Origin of the sequence: Burkholderia diffusa (genome assembly GCF_902499115.1) — a bacterium.
GTDB lineage: Bacteria > Pseudomonadota > Gammaproteobacteria > Burkholderiales > Burkholderiaceae > Burkholderia > Burkholderia diffusa.
Map to the genome: position 1 here is coordinate 14,519 of NZ_CABVPN010000005.1, position 16,017 is coordinate 30,535.

The following is a 16,017-nucleotide window of genomic DNA, read 5'->3' on the forward strand; positions in this document are numbered from 1 at the left end:
TTCCGCGCGGCAATCGCACCGCACATTCACTGAAATCCTCTGATCTACGAAGCGGATCCTGCTGCCGCAGGACGCCGCACGTCCGCACTCCGTCGCATTCAACATGACGGAATTGTCATCTTCGGCTCATGTTCGCACTGCACCCGATCCGTAGCATCGGTGCGAACCGTTATCGCAGAACCGAACATGCTCAAGCTCACCCTCGCCGTGGCCGTCGTCTTCGCGACGGCCGCGACGGCCCATGCGCAGTCGCTGCAGGTCACGGCACCGGCCCAGGCCTTGGCCCCGACGGCTTCCGGTGCCGCGTCGCCGTCCGACATATCTTCTTCCCCGTCGCTGACGCTGTCCGACGCGCTCGCGGCGGCAGCCAGCAACAACCCGGCACTGCGCGGCGCGCGTGCGGACGTCGATGCATCGGCCGGCGCGCTGATGCAGGCCGGCGCACGTCCCAATCCGGAAGTGTCGTTCCTGCAGGAAGGCTTCAGCCGCGCGGAACGCACGTCGACCGCGCTGATCAACCAGACCCTCGAGCTCGGGGGCAAGCGTCGCGCGCGGCTCGACGTCGCATCGTACAGCCGGGAGGCCGCGAACGCGTCGCTCGACGAGCAGGTTGCCGCTGTGCGCGCCGATGTGATCGCGGCGTTCTACGGATTGCTTGCCGCGCAGCGGCAACTTCAGGTTACCGAAGAGTCGGCCGCGATCGCCGCGCGCTCGGCGGACCTCGCGGGGCGCCGCGCGCAGGCCGGCAAGGTGTCGCCGGTCGAGGCGACCAAGGCGCAGGTGGCGGCGGCCGGCGTGCAGATCGAGGTGACGACCGCGCGCGGCCGTGTCGACGTCGCGCGCGAGAAGCTGAATGCGGCGATGGGTGAAGCGCGCGGCGACCGGCGCGTCGCGCTCGGCGATCTGGAAACGGTGCCTGCGGTCGAGCCGCTGTCGGCGCTGACCGCGCAGCTCGAAGACGCGCCGCTCGCCCGCGTCGCGCGTGCGGAGATGCTGCGCTCGAACGCGGCCGTGTCGCTCGAACGCGCGCGGCGTATTCCCGACGTGACGGTCAGCGCGGGCGTGAAGCGGGTGACGACCGGCGGCGTGCCCGACAACCAGGCGGTCGTCGGCGTGTCGATTCCGATTCCGCTGTTCGACACGAACCGTGGCGCGCTGCTCGAAGCGACGCACAAGGCCGAGCGCGCGAATGCCGATCTCGACCGCGAACGTACGCGGCTGCGGCTCGAACTTGCACAGGCGTATGCGAATTTCGACGCGGCGGCGCAGGAAGCGCGGCGGCTGAAGACCGACATCCTGCCCGGCGCGCGGCGCGCGCTCGACGCGATGTCGCGTGGCTACGAGCTCGGCAAGTTCAGCTTCCTCGACGTGCTCGACGCGCAGCGCACGCTGTTCCAGGGGCAATCGCAATACGTGCGCGCGCTCGCCGACGCGCATGCGGCCCGCGCCGACATCGGCCGGCTCGTCGGGACGCCGCTCGCGGCCGTCGCGCAATAGCCGCGCTTCTTACCTGAAGGATCATCATGTCACGCAGCAGAATCTTCATCATTGCGGCGGCCGTGCTCGGCGGCGTCGGGATCGTGCTCGGCGCGCTCGCCGTCACGCGAGGCAGTGTGTCCGCCCCCGCGGGCACCGAAGCCGCACAGGCGGCCGACGGCGTTGGCACCGGCTCGCACGGTGGCGTCGTGCTCACGCGCGGCAAACTGTCCGTCGAGATCGTGATGACGGAAAAGCCCGGCGACGCGCGGCTCGTCGTCTATCCGTTCGTCGACGGCAAGCCGGTCGATAAGGGCGTTGCGGTGTCCGGCACGCTGGTGCGGTACGACCGCTCACACGAACCCATGCGTTTCGACGCGGCAGGCCAGAAGTTCGTTTCGGCGCAGTCGATCGCGAAGCCGCACGTGTTCGACGCGACGATCGACATCAAGGCGGGCAACCAGGCCGCGTCGTTCCCGTTCGCCCGCGCGGACGGCGCGATCGCGCTGACCAACGCGCAATTGCGGACGTCGAAGATCGCGCTCGCGAAGGCCGGCCCCGCGCAGATCGCCACGCCGTTCCAGCTCCCGGGCGAGATCAAATTCAACGAGGATCGCACCGCGCACGTCGTGCCGCGCGTGGCCGGCATCGTCGAACAGGTGTCGGTGTCGCTCGGGCAGAACATCGCGAAGGGGCAGGTGCTGGCCGTGATCGCGAGCACCGATCTCGCGGACCGTCGCAGCGAACTACTGACCGCCGAACGCCGGTTGTCGGGTGCGCGCGCGACCTATGAACGCGAACGCACGCTGTGGCAGGAGCGCATCTCGGCGGAACAGGACTATCAGCAGGCGCAGGTTCAGTTGCGCGAGGCCGAGATCGCCGTGCAGAACGCGCGGCAGAAACTGGCCGCACTGAACGCGCCGGCGGGCGCGGGCGCGCTGAATCGCTACGAGTTGCGCGCGCCGTTTGCGGGCACGATCGTCGAGAAGCATGCGACGCCCGGCGAAGCGATCGCGGCCGACGCGAGCATGTTCGTGATCTCCGACCTGTCGACGGTGTGGGCCGAGATGGCCGTGCCCGCGCAGCGGCTGAACGACGTGCGTGTCGGCCGCGACGCGACCGTCAGCGCGACCGCATTCGAATCGCGCTCGAGCGGCCCGATCGCTTACGTGGGCTCGCTGCTCGGCGAACAGACGCGCACCGCGCCCGCGCGCGTCGTGCTGCCGAACCCGGACGGCGTGTGGCGGCCGGGGATGTTCGTGAACGTGTCGGTCGACGCGGGCAAGCAGGCCGTTGCGCTCGCGATCACGAGCGACGCGCTGCAAGACGTCGACGGCGTGCCGTCGGTATTCGTGCGCTCGCCGAAGGGCTTCGTCGCACAGGCCGTCGAGACGGGGCGGCGCGACGAACGCGCGACCGAAGTGCTGAAGGGGCTCAAGCCGGGCCAGGAATATGTGGCCTCGAACAGCTTCGTGCTGAAGGCCGAGCTCGGCAAGGGGAGTGCGGAACATGAATGAACGTCACGCACCGACGGCCCACGCAGTGGCCGGTCCCCGCCTCAAGGAATCCTGCCATGTTTGAACGCCTGATCCGCTTTGCGATTGCGCACCGCTGGCTCGTGATGCTGGCGATCGCGGCCGTGGCCGCGCTGGGCGTGTTCAGCTACCAGAAGCTGCCGATCGATGCGGTGCCCGACATCACCAACGTGCAGGTGCAGATCAACACGGCCGCGCCCGGCTACTCGCCGCTCGAGGCCGAGCAGCGCATCACCTACCCGGTCGAGACGGTGATGGCCGGGCTGCCGGGCCTCGAACAGACGCGCTCGATTTCGCGCTACGGGCTGTCGCAGGTCACGGTGATCTTCAAGGACGGCACCGACATCTATTTCGCGCGGCAGCTCGTCAACGAGCGCATCCAGGAAGCGAAGGACAAGCTGCCGGCCGGCATCGCACCCGCGATGGGACCGACGTCGACCGGCCTCGGCGAGATCTACCTGTGGACGGTCGAGGCCGACGCCAACGCACGCAAGCCCGACGGCACGCGCTATACGGCGGCCGACCTGCGCGAGCTGCAGGACTGGGTCATCCGGCCGCAGCTGCGCAACGTGCGCGGCGTGACCGAGGTGAACTCGATCGGCGGCTACGTGAAGGAATACCGCGTCGCGCCCAATCCGGCGAAGCTGATGTCGTACGGGCTGACGCTCGCCGACGTCGTGCGCGCGCTGGAGCGCAACAACGACAACGTCGGCGCCGGCTACATCGAAAAGCGCGGCGAACAGTATCTCGTGCGCGTGCCGGGCCAGGCGCGCACCGTCGACGACATCGCGAACATCGTGCTGACCAACGTCGGCGGCGTGCCGGTGCGGATGAAGGAGGTCGGGCAGGTCGACATCGGCCGCGAGCTGCGTACTGGCGCCGCGACGTCGAACGGCGAGGAGGTCGTGCTCGGCACGGTGTTCATGCTGATGGGCGAGAACAGCCGCTCCGTTGCGAAGGCCGTCGCCGCGAAGATGGAGGACGTGAACCGCACGCTGCCGGCCGGCGTGAAGGCGATTCCCGTGTACGACCGCACGGTGCTCGTCGAGAAAGCCGTCGCGACGGTGAAGAAGAACCTGCTCGAAGGCGCGGTGCTGGTGATTGCCGTGCTGTTCCTGTTCCTCGGCAACATCCGCGCGGCGCTGATCACCGCGCTCGTGATTCCGCTGTCGATGCTGATGACTTTCACCGGCATGGTCAACGCGAAGGTGAGCGCGAACCTGATGAGTCTCGGTGCGCTCGATTTCGGGATCATCGTCGACGGCGCGGTGGTGATCGTCGAGAACTGCGTGCGGCGGCTCGCGCATGCTCAGTCGGCGGCCGGGCGGCCGCTCACGCGCGACGAGCGCTTTGCGGAAGTGTTCGGCGCGTCGCAGGAAGCGCGGCGCGCGTTGATCTTCGGGCAACTGATCATCATGGTGGTGTACCTGCCGATCTTTGCGCTGACCGGCGTCGAAGGCAAGATGTTCCATCCGATGGCCGTGACCGTCGTGATGGCGCTCGCGGGTGCGATGGTGCTGACCGTCACGTTCATTCCGGCGGCCGTCGCGTTGTTCATCGGCGAGCGGGTCGAGGAGAAGGAGAACCGGCTGATGGGCTGGGCGCGGCGCGCGTACGAGCCGGTGCTCGCCGCGTTCATGACCCGCCCCGCGCGCGTGATGCTCGGCGCCGGTGCGATCGTGCTGGCAACGCTCGGGCTCGCGACGCGGCTCGGCAGCGAGTTCATCCCGAGCCTGAACGAGGGCGATCTCGCGGTCGCCGCGCTGCGGATTCCCGGGACGAGCCTGTCGCAGTCGGTCGAGATGCAGAAGGCGATCGAGAAGACGTTGAAGGCGCGCTTCCCGGAAATCGAGCGCGTGTTCGCGCGCACCGGCACGGCCGAGATCGCGGCAGATCCGATGCCGCCGAACCTGTCTGACGGCTACATCATGCTGAAACCGGCCGACCGGTGGCCCGACCCGAAGAAGCCGCGCGATCGGCTCGTGCGCGAGATCGAGGCGGCGCTCGCGGAACTGCCGGGCAACGCGTACGAGTTCTCGCAGCCGATCCAGCTGCGCTTCAACGAGCTGATCTCGGGCGTGCGCAGCGACGTCGCGGTGAAGATCTTCGGCGACGACATGGCGGTGCTGAACCAGACCGGCGAGCAGATCGCGGCCGCGCTGCAGAAGGTGCCGGGCGCTTCCGAAGTGAAAGTCGAGCAGACCACCGGCCTGCCCGTGCTGACCGTCAACCTCGACCGCGACAAGCTCGCGCGCTACGGCGTGACGGTCGCCGACCTGCAGGATACGGTGGCCGCGGCCGTCGGCGGGCAGAAGGCGGGGACGCTGTTCCAGGGCGACCGGCGCTTCGACATCGTCGTGCGGCTGCCGGACGAGCTGCGCTCCGACATCGAGGCGATCAAGCGGCTGCCGATCGCGCTGCCCGCGCCGGCCGCGGGCGCCAGCGCGCCGCTCGCGCAGGCGCCGTACGTGCCGCTGGCCGAACTCGCGACGATCGAGGTCGCGCCGGGCCCGAACCAGATCAGCCGCGAGGACGGCAAGCGGCGCGTCGTCGTCAGCGCGAACGTGCGTGGCCGCGACGTCGGCTCGTTCGTCGCCGACGCGCGCGAGCAGCTGCAGCAGGACGTGCGCGTGCCGGCCGGCTACTGGGTGTCGTGGGGCGGCCAGTTCGAGCAGTTGCAGAGTGCGAGCGAGCGGCTGAAGCTCGTCGTGCCGCTCGCGCTGTTCATGGTGTTCTTGCTGCTGTTCGTGATGTTCAACAACGTGAAGGACGGGCTGCTGGTGTTCACCGGCATTCCGTTCGCGCTGAGCGGCGGCGTGGTGTCGCTGTGGCTGCGCGGGATTCCGCTGTCGATCACGGCGGCGGTCGGCTTCATCGCGCTGTCGGGCGTCGCGGTGCTCAACGGGCTCGTGATGATCTCGTTCATCCGCAACCTGCGCGACGAAGGGATGCCGCTCGACGCGGCCGTGCGCGAAGGCGCGCTCACGCGGCTGCGGCCCGTGCTGATGACCGCGCTCGTCGCGTCGCTCGGCTTCCTGCCGATGGCGTTCGCGAGCGGCACCGGCGCCGAGGTGCAGCGCCCGCTCGCGACGGTCGTGATCGGCGGTATCCTGTCGTCCACGGCGCTGACGCTGCTGGTGCTGCCGGTGCTGTACCGCGTGAGCCACGCGGTGTCGTGGCGCGCGATCTTGCGCGGCGGGTTCGGCGCGGGCGTGCTGCGGCGGCTGGGTTTCTTCAAGGGTAATGCGTGATGCGAATTCTGATTGTCGAGGATGAACCGAAAACGGGCGCCTATCTGCGCAAGGGCCTGACCGAAGCCGGCTATGTCGTCGACTGGGTGGAGGACGGCATCACGGGCCAGCACCAGGCCGAGACCGAGGAGTACGACCTGCTCGTGCTCGACGTAATGCTGCCGGGGCAGGACGGCTGGACGCTGCTGCAGAACCTGCGCCGCAGCAAGTCGACGCCCGTGTTGTTCCTCACCGCGCGCGACGACGTCGGCGATCGCGTGAAGGGGCTCGAACTCGGCGCTGATGATTACCTGGCCAAGCCTTTCGACTTCGTCGAACTCACCGCGCGCATCAAGTCGATCTTGCGGCGCGGCCAGCCGCGCGATTCGAACACGCTGCGCGTGGCCGATCTCGAACTCGACCTGACGCGCCGCAAGGCCATGCGGCAGCGCGACACGGTCCTGCTGACCGCGAAGGAATTCGCGCTGCTGTGGCTGCTGATGCGTCGCGAAGGCGAGATCCTGCCGCGCGCGACGATCGCGTCGCAGGTGTGGGACATGAACTTCAACAGCGATACGAACGTCGTCGATTCCGCGATCCGGCGACTGCGCTCGAAGATTGACGACGCCTATGAACCGAAGCTGATCCACACCGTGCGCGGGATGGGCTACGTGCTCGAAGTGCGCGACGGCGCGGCGAAATGATCGCGCGCCTGCTGCCGCGCACGCTGCGCGGACGCCTGACCGCGCTGATCATCCTGTCGACGTCGGTGATCCTCGCATCGAGCGGCGTCGCGCTGTACGAGGCGTTGAGCAATCGCATCGAGACGACGGCGGCCGAGCAGATGGCCGGTATTTCGGCCGCGCTGGGCACGCACCTGGCGGAGGCGCGCTCGACGGCCGACGTCGCGCGCAACCCCGATATGTGGGTCGACCAGTTGCATGGGCATCCGAACATGGATCTGGCGATCTACGATGCGGCCGGCACGCGCATCGTCGGCACGCCGGGATTCCGGACCTACGCGCCGCTGCTGTCGACGGATGCGGGCCGCCTCCCGGTATTCGTCGCGCCGCCCGGCGTGCGGCACCAGTATCTGGTGATGACCGTGCCGCTCGCCGGCGCGGGCGCGCCCGTCGTGCGCGTCGCGGTGCAGTACGACCGCAGCGCCGACGTGCTGCTGCTGCGCACGCATGCCTATACGATCGTCGTGATCGAGGTGTTCGGCGTCGTGCTGGCGGCCGCGATCGCATACGGCATCGCGGCGCTCGGGCTGAGCCCGCTCCGGCGCTTCGCGGCGCGGGCCGAGCAGATGTCGACGAGCCGCCTGGCTCATCCGCTGCCGGAACTCGATACGTCAGGCGAACTGAAGGAGCTGGAGCATGCGTTCAACGGGATGCTTGCTCGCCTGGACGAATCGTTTACGCGGTTGAGCCAGTTCTCGTCGAATCTCGCGCACGACATGCGCACGCCGCTCACGAACCTGCAGGCGGCCGCGCAGGTCGTGCTGTCGCAGCCGCGTAGCGCGGACGAATACCGGAGCGTGATCGAGTCGAGCATTGACGAGTATCAGCGGCTGTCGAGGATGATCGAAGACATGCTGTTCCTCGCGCGCTCGGAGCAGGCCGGCACGTCGATCGACGTGCGGCGGCTCGATGCGGCCGAGGAAGCCTCGCGTGTCGCCGGCTATTACGAGCCGCTTGCGGAGGATGCGGGCGTGTCGGTGAAGGTCGACGGTTACGCATGGGTCGATGCGGATCTCACGCTGTACCAGCGCGCGTTGAGCAACCTGCTGTCCAATGCGCTGGCGTACGCGCCGCGCGGCAGCGTCGTGACGATCGATTGTTCGGAACAGGCCGGCGCGACGACGATCGCCGTATCGGATACGGGGCCGGGCATCGATGCGCAGCATGTCGCGCGGATTTTCGAGCGCTTCTATCGCGTCGATCCGTCGCGGCACAACTCGGCGTCGGGGACGGGCCTCGGCCTCGCGATCGTCCGGTCGATCATGAACAATCATGGCGGCGAATGCGGCGTCGACAGCGATCCCGGCCGGCGCACGACATTCTGGCTGCGCTTTCCGCAGCGGCCGCAGGTCGCGCCGAACACGGTGCCGGCGGCCCATGCTTGAGATCGCACGCCGGCACGGCCGCGCGTTCGCTGCGATACGGCGGTGCGCGGCACGCTGCCTGCGATCGCGCGGCAGCGTCCGCGCCTGACCGCCATCAGCGGGTCGCGAGGCTGTCGTGATTGTCGGCCTGCGGCGCCTTCTCGCCGGCATGTACCGAAAGCCCGTGAAGCTCCTTGTTGCGCGCGACGATCTCGCTGGCCGGCGGGTACTGCGTCTTGCTCGTCGGCACCACGCCGTCGTGCTGCGCCTGCTTCAGTTCGTTGATGACTTCCGCGCGGGTCTTGCCCTGCGTTTGAGTTTGCGCGAACGCGGCTTGCGAGGCGATGCCGAGCGACAGCGTCGCGGTGACGAACAGGGCAGCGAGTTTTACCGTTTTCATTGAGTTCTCCTTGGTGGGGCCGCCGGGTGGCGATCCATGGACCCAGTATGCGAAAACAGCCGAGCGTGACCGTGATCGGCAGATGAAAAATCCGTCAGATTGCGTGGCGGCGTGTGCAACGTGCGGGCCGCGCCGACATGACGCAATCGTCATGTTCGGGTCATGCGTGCGATGAGCGGAGAGCGGAGCATGGCGCTTGCCGACGGCCGATGGTGTCGACGGCATGCGCACCGTTCGCCGCGCCGGCATGGAAGGCGGGCGGTCTCGTTTCGACTTTCGTTCCGGACCAGATCGTGGATCGCCTCGCCATTCGCCTGTCGTTGTTTGCCCTGCTGATTGCCCCGTTGGTCGCCGGTTGCGCCTCATCCCGTCCCGATACCGGAATGGCCGGATCGTCCGCACCGAAGGCCGCGCGCAATTCAGTGCCGACCGGCCTGATGCCTGGCGAGCAGATCGACTATGCGGGGCATCGCTGCGGCAATCCGAACTTCTACGTGAAGACCCATCCGTGCCTGTTCCCGAAACGCAACGTCACGCGTTGATCCGTCACACGTACGAAAAATGGCCCGGCACACGCTGTGTCCGGGCCGAACGCGTAATCGTGCCGTGTGACAGCGATCCGCTTGCGTGGATTGCAACGGGCATCGCCCGTCGCGCATCCGATCGTAGCGACACGATCCATCGCGAACCTGATCCGAAGATGAAATTTTCGTCATGCGCGTGCCCGCGCGTTGCCGCTGCCTCGATCAGAAGCGATGGCGCAGCCCGAGATTGACGATCCCTTGCGTGCGCCGTGCGCGTGCCGTCGTAGCCGTAGGAGCCGATCGACGCCTGCGCCGTCTGCGTGCCGTCGTCGAACGTGCGTTGCTCGACGTTCGCGCGTTGCCACGCGCCGACCGCATAGAGAGTGGCGCGTGTCGACAGCACGTAGTCCGCGCCAGCCGACACCTGATGATAGGTAGCGCTCGTATCGCCACGGGCTTTCGTGTAGCGGTAGCCGACGCCGATGAGCAGGCTCGCGCTCGCCGGATAGTTGAAGGAGCCGCTGTCGTCCGCGCGTCATGTGTGCCGAAGCATTCCGTTGATTTGCTTCGCACTACGATCAACGGAGAGGCGTGCGATGACGAAATCGTCATCCCGTGTTCATAATCGCGCACCGACGCCGGATCAATCTTGGAACTCACGTTACCCATTCCGGACAAGGAGCCAATTTCATGAACATGCGACGACCCCTGATTTCGATCGCCATTGCCACGCTGTCGATCGCCGCTTTCTCGCAGTCGGTCACCGCGCAGTCCAGGACCCGGCAGGAAGTGCGCCAGGAAATGCTGCGCGCCCGCCACGACGGCGTGATCCCGAGTCCGAAGCACGACTATCCGCCGAGCCCGGCCACCATCGCCCGCAATCAGGAAATCCATCGCTCGACGGTGCATCGCGGCGAATCGGCGCCGGTCGTCGATGCGCATGACGACAGCTTCGCGGTGCGTTGATATTTTTGCGAGGAGGAGTGGACGATGCGCAACATGATGAAAGCGATCCTACTGGCCGCGTGCCTGACGACGACGGGCGCGATGGCGGCCGGCTGGCCGGAACGCGCGCTGTCGCATGCGCCGGAGCACGACATCGGCCGCCGCGCCAGCGAACGGATGCGCTGCGAGTTCGCGACCGTGCCGGCGGGCGAGTGGAGCGCGACGTTCACGCGCGGGCAATGCGAAGTCGGGAACGGGCAGCTGACTTTGCTGCCCGCCGCTGCGGGCGCTGCGCCGGCTCCGCTCACCGAGCAGCGGATCGTGCTTCGCGAGGTCCGTACCGCGTCGCATCAGTCGCGCAAACTGAAGGAGCAACTGCAACTGACCACGCGTGACGAAGTGATCGCGCTGAATGTGCTGACCGACGACGGCAGCCGCAAGTCGCGCGAACATGCGATCGACCTGTGGGCCGCATTGCGCAACGAGGGCGTGACGCCCGTCAACGGCACGCGCATCGTCGATACGTATCCGACGGCCGCGACGACGTGGTGACGCTCGCGCTTCAGCCGGCCTTCACCGAACCTTCGATCAGGAAGAACACGATGAAGCCGATGAAGAATGCGGCGGTTGCAAATGGCGTCTCCGGCACTTCGTGCGCTTCGACCAGCAGTTCCTCGGTGACGAGGTAGAGCAGCGCGACCGTGCCGAGCCCGAGCAGCGCCGCGTAGAGATTCGCCGGCAGCCCCGCGAACACCGCATTGCCGGCGACGGCCGCGACACTCAGCAGCGCGGCCAGCGCAACGGGCACGACGATCGCGAGCAAGCGGCCGACGCCTGCCGACGCCAGCGCCGCACTGACCGACAGCGCGAGGAACAGCACTTCGAGCGTCAGCGCGATGGTCAGGATGATGCCGCTTTCGTCGCTCGCGGAGAACGCGATGCCGAGCACGAGGCCGTCGACGACGAGATCGATCGCGGTGACGATGATCAGGCTGACCGGTAGCCGCGCGTCCTCGAAGCGCGTTTCGACCGCGCCGGACAGCGCACGGATCGCGAGCATCAGCGCGAGGCCGAACACGAAGCCGACGACGACCGGAAACAGCGCGTGCGCGCGATCCTGCGGCAGCAACTCGAGCGCCGCCGCCGCGAACACGATGCCGCCGGTGAAATGCTGGATGACGCTCGACGTTTTCGGGCCCGGTGCGCGCCATGCGGCGGCGAGGGCGCCGAAGCAGGCCGCCAGCAGCGGCGGTAACGTGAGCAGCGCGAGCTTCGCGGTCGGTGTCATGGGGCCTCGGCAGTGGAGCGCGCCGCAGCGGGCGCTGCAGCGCACGGCGGTTTCGTGCCGGGCGTCGCCCCGGCATCAACCGGGTATTGAACACCTTGAAGCCGCTTCAAGGTCAAGGCATTTGAAGCGGGCGTGTCGGCACGCCCGCGTCGGGTCACAGCTGCGCGAGCGCCTGGTCGAGATCGGCGAGCAGGTCGTCGATGTGCTCGATGCCGATCGACAGCCGCACCGTTTCCTCCTTCACGCCGGCCTTCGCGAGTTCGGCCGGCGACAGCTGGCGGTGCGTCGTCGAGGCCGGATGCGTGGCGAGCGATTTCGTGTCGCCGATGTTGACGAGCCGCGTGAACAGCTTCAGCGCGTCCTGGAACTTCGCGCCGCCGTCGCGGCCGCCCTTCACGCCGAACGTCAGGATGCCGGGCGCGCGGCCCGACAGGTAGCGCGCGACGAGCGGATGATCCGGGTGATCGGGCAGCCCCGCGTAGTTCACCCACTCGACGTGTTCGTGGCGCGCGAGATGCTGCGCGATCTTCAGCGCGTTGTCGCTGATGCGCTCGACGCGCAGCGCGAGCGTCTCGATGCCCTGCAGGATCTGGAACGCGTTGAACGGCGAGATCGCCGCGCCCATGTTGCGCAGCGGCACGACCCGCGCGCGCCCGATATAGGCGGCAGGCCCGAACGCTTCCGTGTACACGACGCCGTGATAGCTGACGTCGGGCTCGTTGAGCCGCTTGAAGCGGTCCGCGTGCTGCGCCCACGGGAACTTGCCCGAATCGACGATCGCGCCGCCGAGGCTCGTGCCGTGGCCGCCGAGATACTTCGTCAACGAGTGCACGACGATGTCCGCACCGTGTTCGAACGGGCGCAGCAGGTACGGCGACGGCACCGTGTTGTCGACGATCAGCGGGATCCCGTGGCGATGCGCGACTTCCGCGAGCGCGGCGATATCGGTCACGTTGCCGAGCGGGTTGCCGACCGATTCCGCGAAGATCGCCTTCGTGCGCGCGTCGATCAGCGGCTCGAACGACGCCGGGTCGCGCGGATCGGCGAAGCGCGTCGTGATGCCGTATTGCGGCAGCGTATGCGCGAACAGGTTGTAGGTGCCGCCGTACAGCGAACTGGCGGACACGATGTTGTCGCCGGCTTCGGCGATCGTCTGGATCGCGTACGTGACGGCAGCCTGGCCCGACGCCAGCGCGAGCGCGCCGATGCCGCCCTCGAGCGCGGCGATCCGCTGCTCGAGTACGTCCGTCGTCGGGTTCATGATTCGCGTGTAGATGTTGCCCTGGACCTTCAGGTCGAACAGGTCCGCGCCGTGCTGCGTGTCGTCGAATGCGTACGCAACGGTCTGGTAGATCGGCACCGCGACCGCGCGCGTGGTCGGGTCGGGGCGATAGCCGCCGTGCACGGCGATGGTTTCGAGGCGCCAGTTCGAAGAGGCCTGATCGGTCATGGGTGCTCCGTCTGTTGTTGTCGTGGTCGAGCGATTATAGGAGCAGGTGCGCGGCTGCCCTTAGAACGAATGGTTGGTTGCTTATGGGGCCGTCGCGCATAGAATGCATTTTTCCGCGGACGAAGGGTGCGCGATGGATCAGGATCAGTGGAACAGGGTGGATGCGTATTTCTCCGCGACGCTCGTGCCGTCCGACGACGTGCTCGACGCCGCGCTTGCGGCCAGCGACGCGGCCGGGCTGCCCGCGATCAACGTCGCGCCGAACCAGGGCAAGCTGCTGCAACTGCTCGCGACGATTCGGGGCGCGCGGCGCATCCTCGAAGTCGGCACGCTCGGCGGCTACAGCACGATCTGGCTCGCGCGAGCGTTGCCGCCGGGCGGCACGCTCGTGACGCTCGAACTGAACCCCGAGCACGCGAAGGTCGCGACGCGGAACATCGCGCGCGCCGGGTTCGCGGACGTGGTGTCGGTGATCGTCGGCAGCGCGAAAGACAGCCTCGCGCGGCTCGTCGATGCGGGCGAGGCGCCGTTCGATTTCATCTTCATCGATGCGGACAAGGACAACAACGCCGTGTATCTCGACGCGGCGTTGAAGCTGTCGCGGCCGGGCACGGTGATCGTCGTCGACAATGTGGTGCGTGGCGGGCGCGTGGCCGATCCGGACAATCGCGAGCCCGATGCGGTCGGCGTGAGGGAAGGGTTCGCACGTCTCGTGGCCGAGCCGAAGCTCACGACGACGGCCGTGCAGACGGTCGGGCAGAAGGGCTGGGACGGGTTCTCGATTTCGATCGTCGGCGAGTGAGGTGACGGCGGCGCGCGTGTGCGGCGCGCACACTGCTCACCGGCCACGGCCGGGCGCGTCCCGATGCGGAAACGGCGCGATGCCCTCAGGCATCGCGCCGTTCGTTTTTCACCGACCGTCGACCACGTCGCGCAGGAAGCTGTCGAGCATCGCGACGTCGCCCCACGGTCGCTTGTATTCGCGATCGTGTTCGGCATCCGCGAGCATCGTCTCGACGAGCGCGTGGATCGCGGGTCGGCATGGCCCGTATTCACTTTCGTTCGCGCTCATCTTCAACGCGAGCAACGCATCGAGTTCCGCGCGCACCGCTGGTTCGTGCACGGTGCCTTCGACGAGCGCCGCGAAGCGCATCGGCGGCATGCCGAGCCCCATGTCGATCCAGCGCACCGCGAGCAGCGGCCGAAGCACGTACAGGTACTTCTTGTAACGCACCGTGTCGCCTTGCAGGTAGCCGCGAAAGTTCTTCTTCGCCATCGCGAGGTAGTGATGGCGCCCGCGCACCGGCGAGAAGAACGCCGACGCCAGCGACCTGAGCCGCGGCGCCCAGCGCGCGTCTTCGCGATACACGACAGGCGAGTCGAGCCATTCGAGCAGCGTCGGGTTCGACCGGCGCAGCAGTTGCAGCGCCTTGCGCAACTCCCAGCCGCTTACGTCGAGCTCGTCGTCGAGTGGCCGCTCGATCACGTCGCGTTGCGGTTCGACACTCAGGTACCAGTCGCGCCGGTGCACGTACACGAAGCGCACGTCGTAATCGCTGTCCGGCGATGCGAAGCCCCAGCCGCGGCTGCCCGATTCGCATGCGAACAGCACGCTCACGTCGTGGCGGCGCTCGACTTCCGCGAGTTCCGCCATCACGCGCGCACGCACGGCCGGGTCGACCGGATGTGCGCTGCGCACGGTTGTCATTGCCTTTTCCGTTTTCATTCTTGTCGTTTCCCTTTCATTGCGCGCGGCCGCCCGGCCTTCGGCCGCGCGCCGCGCTATCCTTTCACGCACACTACCTGGCGCAGCGTGTGCACCACTTCGACGAGGCTGCGCTGTGCCGCCATCACCGCATCGATGTCCTTGTAGGCCATCGGAATCTCGTCGACGACACCCGCGTCCTTCCGGCATTCGACGCCGCGCGTCGCTCTCACCTGGTCGTCGACCGTGAAGCGGCGCTTCGCCTCGGTCCGGCTCATCGAGCGTCCGGCGCCGTGGCTGCACGAACAGAAGCTCTCCGGATTGCCGAGCCCGCGCACGATGAAGCTCTTCGCGCCCATCGAGCCCGGAATGATCCCGAGCTGCCCCTTCTGCGCGGACACCGCGCCCTTGCGGGTCACGAGCACGTCCTCGCCGAAGTGGCGTTCGCGCTGCACGTAGTTGTGGTGGCAGTTCACCGCGTGCGCGTCGACCGCGAACGGTTTCGCGATCACGCCGCGCGCCGCACCGATCACCGCGTCCATCATCGCCTGCCGGTTGCGGCGCGCGTAGTCCTGCGCCCAGCCGACCGCTTCGACGTAATCGTCGAAGTGGCGGCTGCCCTCGGTGAAATACGCGAGGTTGCGATCCGGCAGGTTCGCGATGTGCTGCCGCATGTCGGCCTGCGCGAGCTCGATGAACAGGCTGCCGATCGCGTTGCCGACGCCGCGCGAGCCGCTGTGCAGCATGAACCACACGCGATCGGCTTCGTCGATGCACACCTCGATGAAGTGATTGCCCGTGCCGAGCGTGCCCAGATGCGCATAGTGGTTCGTCTTCTCCAGCTTCGGATACTTGTCGACGATCCGCTGAAAGCCCGGCAGCAGCGACTTCCACGACTCGGTCACGGCGGCCGGCGTGCGATCGCCCCATGCACCCGGATCGCGGCGCCCCGGCACGCGGCCGTGCGGCACCGCGCGTTCGATCGCGCTGCGCAGCCCGCCGAGCGAGTCCGGCAGGTCGGACGCCGTGAGCGTCGTGCGCGCGGCCATCATCCCGCAGCCGATGTCGACGCCGACCGCGGCCGGAATGATCGCGCCTTTCGTCGGGATCACGCTGCCGATCGTCGAGCCCTTGCCGAGGTGGACGTCCGGCATCACCGCGACGTGCCTGAAGATGAACGGCATCTGCGCGGTGTTGCGCAATTGCGCGCGCGCGTCGTCCTCGACCGCGACGCCTTGCGTCCACATCTTCACCGGCTTGCCGTTCGCCAGTTCCATCACCTGATAATCCATGTCAGTCATTTGCTTCACCTGATTCATTCGTGCGGCGCGGCACCCATGCGCCGCGCCGTTTGCTT

14 protein-coding genes and 1 pseudogene are annotated in these 16,017 nt (G+C 67.7%); 9 read left to right on the forward strand and 6 right to left on the reverse strand.

Annotated features, from left to right (window positions below; translation table 11 throughout):
• The first annotated feature begins 186 nt into the window (after positions 1–186).
• From BTE28158_RS06390 to BTE28158_RS06410, 5 genes are read left to right on the forward strand one after another with little or no spacing between them, the layout of a single operon-like run.
• On the forward strand, positions 187–1,497 hold the full coding sequence (locus BTE28158_RS06390) for a TolC family protein (protein WP_151048412.1): 1,311 nt from the start codon (positions 187–189) through the stop codon (positions 1,495–1,497).
• 26 nt (positions 1,498–1,523) lie between these two features.
• Positions 1,524–2,993, forward strand: coding sequence for an efflux RND transporter periplasmic adaptor subunit (locus tag BTE28158_RS06395; RefSeq protein WP_151048413.1), 1,470 nt, complete (start codon positions 1,524–1,526; stop codon positions 2,991–2,993).
• Between the two features lie 56 nt (positions 2,994–3,049).
• On the forward strand, positions 3,050–6,262 hold the full coding sequence (locus BTE28158_RS06400; RefSeq protein WP_151048414.1) for an efflux RND transporter permease subunit: 3,213 nt from the start codon (positions 3,050–3,052) through the stop codon (positions 6,260–6,262).
• On the forward strand, positions 6,262–6,945 hold the full coding sequence (gene irlR, locus BTE28158_RS06405; protein ID WP_151048415.1) for a heavy metal response regulator transcription factor IrlR: 684 nt from the start codon (positions 6,262–6,264) through the stop codon (positions 6,943–6,945). The genes BTE28158_RS06400 and irlR overlap by 1 nt, the downstream gene beginning before the upstream one ends.
• Positions 6,942–8,369 (forward strand): heavy metal sensor histidine kinase, encoded by a 1,428-nt coding sequence (locus BTE28158_RS06410; protein WP_151048416.1) that lies wholly within the window; start codon positions 6,942–6,944, stop codon positions 8,367–8,369. The genes irlR and BTE28158_RS06410 overlap by 4 nt, the downstream gene beginning before the upstream one ends.
• A 94-nt stretch (positions 8,370–8,463) precedes the next feature.
• On the opposite strand, the gene BTE28158_RS06415 is transcribed toward BTE28158_RS06410, so the two are convergent.
• Positions 8,464–8,748 carry a DUF4148 domain-containing protein gene (locus BTE28158_RS06415; protein WP_124620952.1) on the reverse strand — a complete coding sequence of 95 codons (285 nt, stop codon included), beginning with the start codon at positions 8,746–8,748 and terminating at the stop codon, positions 8,464–8,466.
• 383 nt (positions 8,749–9,131) lie between these two features.
• On the opposite strand from BTE28158_RS06415, the gene BTE28158_RS32395 reads away from it, so the two are divergent.
• Positions 9,132–9,290 (forward strand): hypothetical protein, encoded by a 159-nt coding sequence (locus BTE28158_RS32395; protein WP_226114784.1) that lies wholly within the window; start codon positions 9,132–9,134, stop codon positions 9,288–9,290.
• Between the two features lie 204 nt (positions 9,291–9,494).
• On the opposite strand, the pseudogene BTE28158_RS32400 reads toward BTE28158_RS32395, so the two are convergent.
• Positions 9,495–9,792 (reverse strand): annotated as a pseudogene (locus BTE28158_RS32400) (porin); the annotation flags it as partial.
• Positions 9,793–9,962: 170 nt separating this feature from the next.
• On the opposite strand from BTE28158_RS32400, the gene BTE28158_RS06425 reads away from it, so the two are divergent.
• Together BTE28158_RS06425 and BTE28158_RS06430 are read left to right on the forward strand one after the other, a co-directional pair.
• Complete coding sequence (locus BTE28158_RS06425; protein WP_059601405.1) at positions 9,963–10,238, forward strand: DUF4148 domain-containing protein; 276 nt, start codon at positions 9,963–9,965, stop codon at positions 10,236–10,238.
• 33 nt (positions 10,239–10,271) lie between these two features.
• Positions 10,272–10,769 (forward strand): hypothetical protein, encoded by a 498-nt coding sequence (locus BTE28158_RS06430; RefSeq protein ID WP_236872889.1) that lies wholly within the window; start codon positions 10,272–10,274, stop codon positions 10,767–10,769.
• 10 nt (positions 10,770–10,779) lie between these two features.
• Here the strand turns inward: BTE28158_RS06430 and BTE28158_RS06435 are convergent, their stop codons facing one another.
• Both BTE28158_RS06435 and BTE28158_RS06440 read right to left on the reverse strand, forming a co-directional pair.
• On the reverse strand, positions 10,780–11,505 hold the full coding sequence (locus BTE28158_RS06435; protein ID WP_151048418.1) for a ZIP family metal transporter: 726 nt from the start codon (positions 11,503–11,505) through the stop codon (positions 10,780–10,782).
• 154 nt (positions 11,506–11,659) lie between these two features.
• The gene (locus BTE28158_RS06440; RefSeq protein ID WP_059450495.1) at positions 11,660–12,955 is read right to left on the reverse strand and encodes an O-acetylhomoserine aminocarboxypropyltransferase/cysteine synthase family protein; all 1,296 of its coding nucleotides are present in this window, start codon (positions 12,953–12,955) and stop codon (positions 11,660–11,662) included.
• 133 nt (positions 12,956–13,088) lie between these two features.
• On the opposite strand from BTE28158_RS06440, the gene BTE28158_RS06445 reads away from it, so the two are divergent.
• A complete protein-coding gene (locus tag BTE28158_RS06445; RefSeq protein ID WP_151048419.1) occupies positions 13,089–13,757 on the forward strand; it encodes an O-methyltransferase in 669 nt (222 codons plus the stop codon).
• Between the two features lie 108 nt (positions 13,758–13,865).
• Here the strand turns inward: BTE28158_RS06445 and BTE28158_RS06450 are convergent, their stop codons facing one another.
• Both BTE28158_RS06450 and BTE28158_RS06455 read right to left on the reverse strand, forming a co-directional pair.
• On the reverse strand, positions 13,866–14,681 hold the full coding sequence (locus BTE28158_RS06450) for a nucleotidyltransferase domain-containing protein (RefSeq protein WP_151048420.1): 816 nt from the start codon (positions 14,679–14,681) through the stop codon (positions 13,866–13,868).
• A gap of 56 nt (positions 14,682–14,737) precedes the next feature.
• Positions 14,738–15,961, reverse strand: coding sequence for an RtcB family protein (locus tag BTE28158_RS06455; RefSeq protein ID WP_124620961.1), 1,224 nt, complete (start codon positions 15,959–15,961; stop codon positions 14,738–14,740).
• Between the last annotated feature and the right edge of the window lie 56 nt (positions 15,962–16,017).

Bases quoted from the DNA above. Each gene is read 5' to 3' on its own strand.
- BTE28158_RS06390 (WP_151048412.1), top strand. From the start codon at position 187: ATGCTCAAGCTCACCCTCGCCGTGGCCGTCGTCTTCGCGACGGCCGCG.
- BTE28158_RS06395 (WP_151048413.1), top strand. From the start codon at position 1,524: ATGTCACGCAGCAGAATCTTCATCATTGCGGCGGCCGTGCTCGGCGGC.
- BTE28158_RS06400 (WP_151048414.1), top strand. From the start codon at position 3,050: ATGTTTGAACGCCTGATCCGCTTTGCGATTGCGCACCGCTGGCTCGTG.
- irlR (WP_151048415.1), top strand. From the start codon at position 6,262: ATGCGAATTCTGATTGTCGAGGATGAACCGAAAACGGGCGCCTATCTG.
- BTE28158_RS06410 (WP_151048416.1), top strand. From the start codon at position 6,942: ATGATCGCGCGCCTGCTGCCGCGCACGCTGCGCGGACGCCTGACCGCG.
- BTE28158_RS06415 (WP_124620952.1), bottom strand. From the start codon at position 8,748: ATGAAAACGGTAAAACTCGCTGCCCTGTTCGTCACCGCGACGCTGTCG.
- BTE28158_RS32395 (WP_226114784.1), top strand. From the start codon at position 9,132: ATGGCCGGATCGTCCGCACCGAAGGCCGCGCGCAATTCAGTGCCGACC.
- BTE28158_RS06425 (WP_059601405.1), top strand. From the start codon at position 9,963: ATGAACATGCGACGACCCCTGATTTCGATCGCCATTGCCACGCTGTCG.
- BTE28158_RS06430 (WP_236872889.1), top strand. From the start codon at position 10,272: ATGATGAAAGCGATCCTACTGGCCGCGTGCCTGACGACGACGGGCGCG.
- BTE28158_RS06435 (WP_151048418.1), bottom strand. From the start codon at position 11,505: ATGACACCGACCGCGAAGCTCGCGCTGCTCACGTTACCGCCGCTGCTG.
- BTE28158_RS06440 (WP_059450495.1), bottom strand. From the start codon at position 12,955: ATGACCGATCAGGCCTCTTCGAACTGGCGCCTCGAAACCATCGCCGTG.
- BTE28158_RS06445 (WP_151048419.1), top strand. From the start codon at position 13,089: ATGGATCAGGATCAGTGGAACAGGGTGGATGCGTATTTCTCCGCGACG.
- BTE28158_RS06450 (WP_151048420.1), bottom strand. From the start codon at position 14,681: ATGAAAACGGAAAAGGCAATGACAACCGTGCGCAGCGCACATCCGGTC.
- BTE28158_RS06455 (WP_124620961.1), bottom strand. From the start codon at position 15,961: ATGACTGACATGGATTATCAGGTGATGGAACTGGCGAACGGCAAGCCG.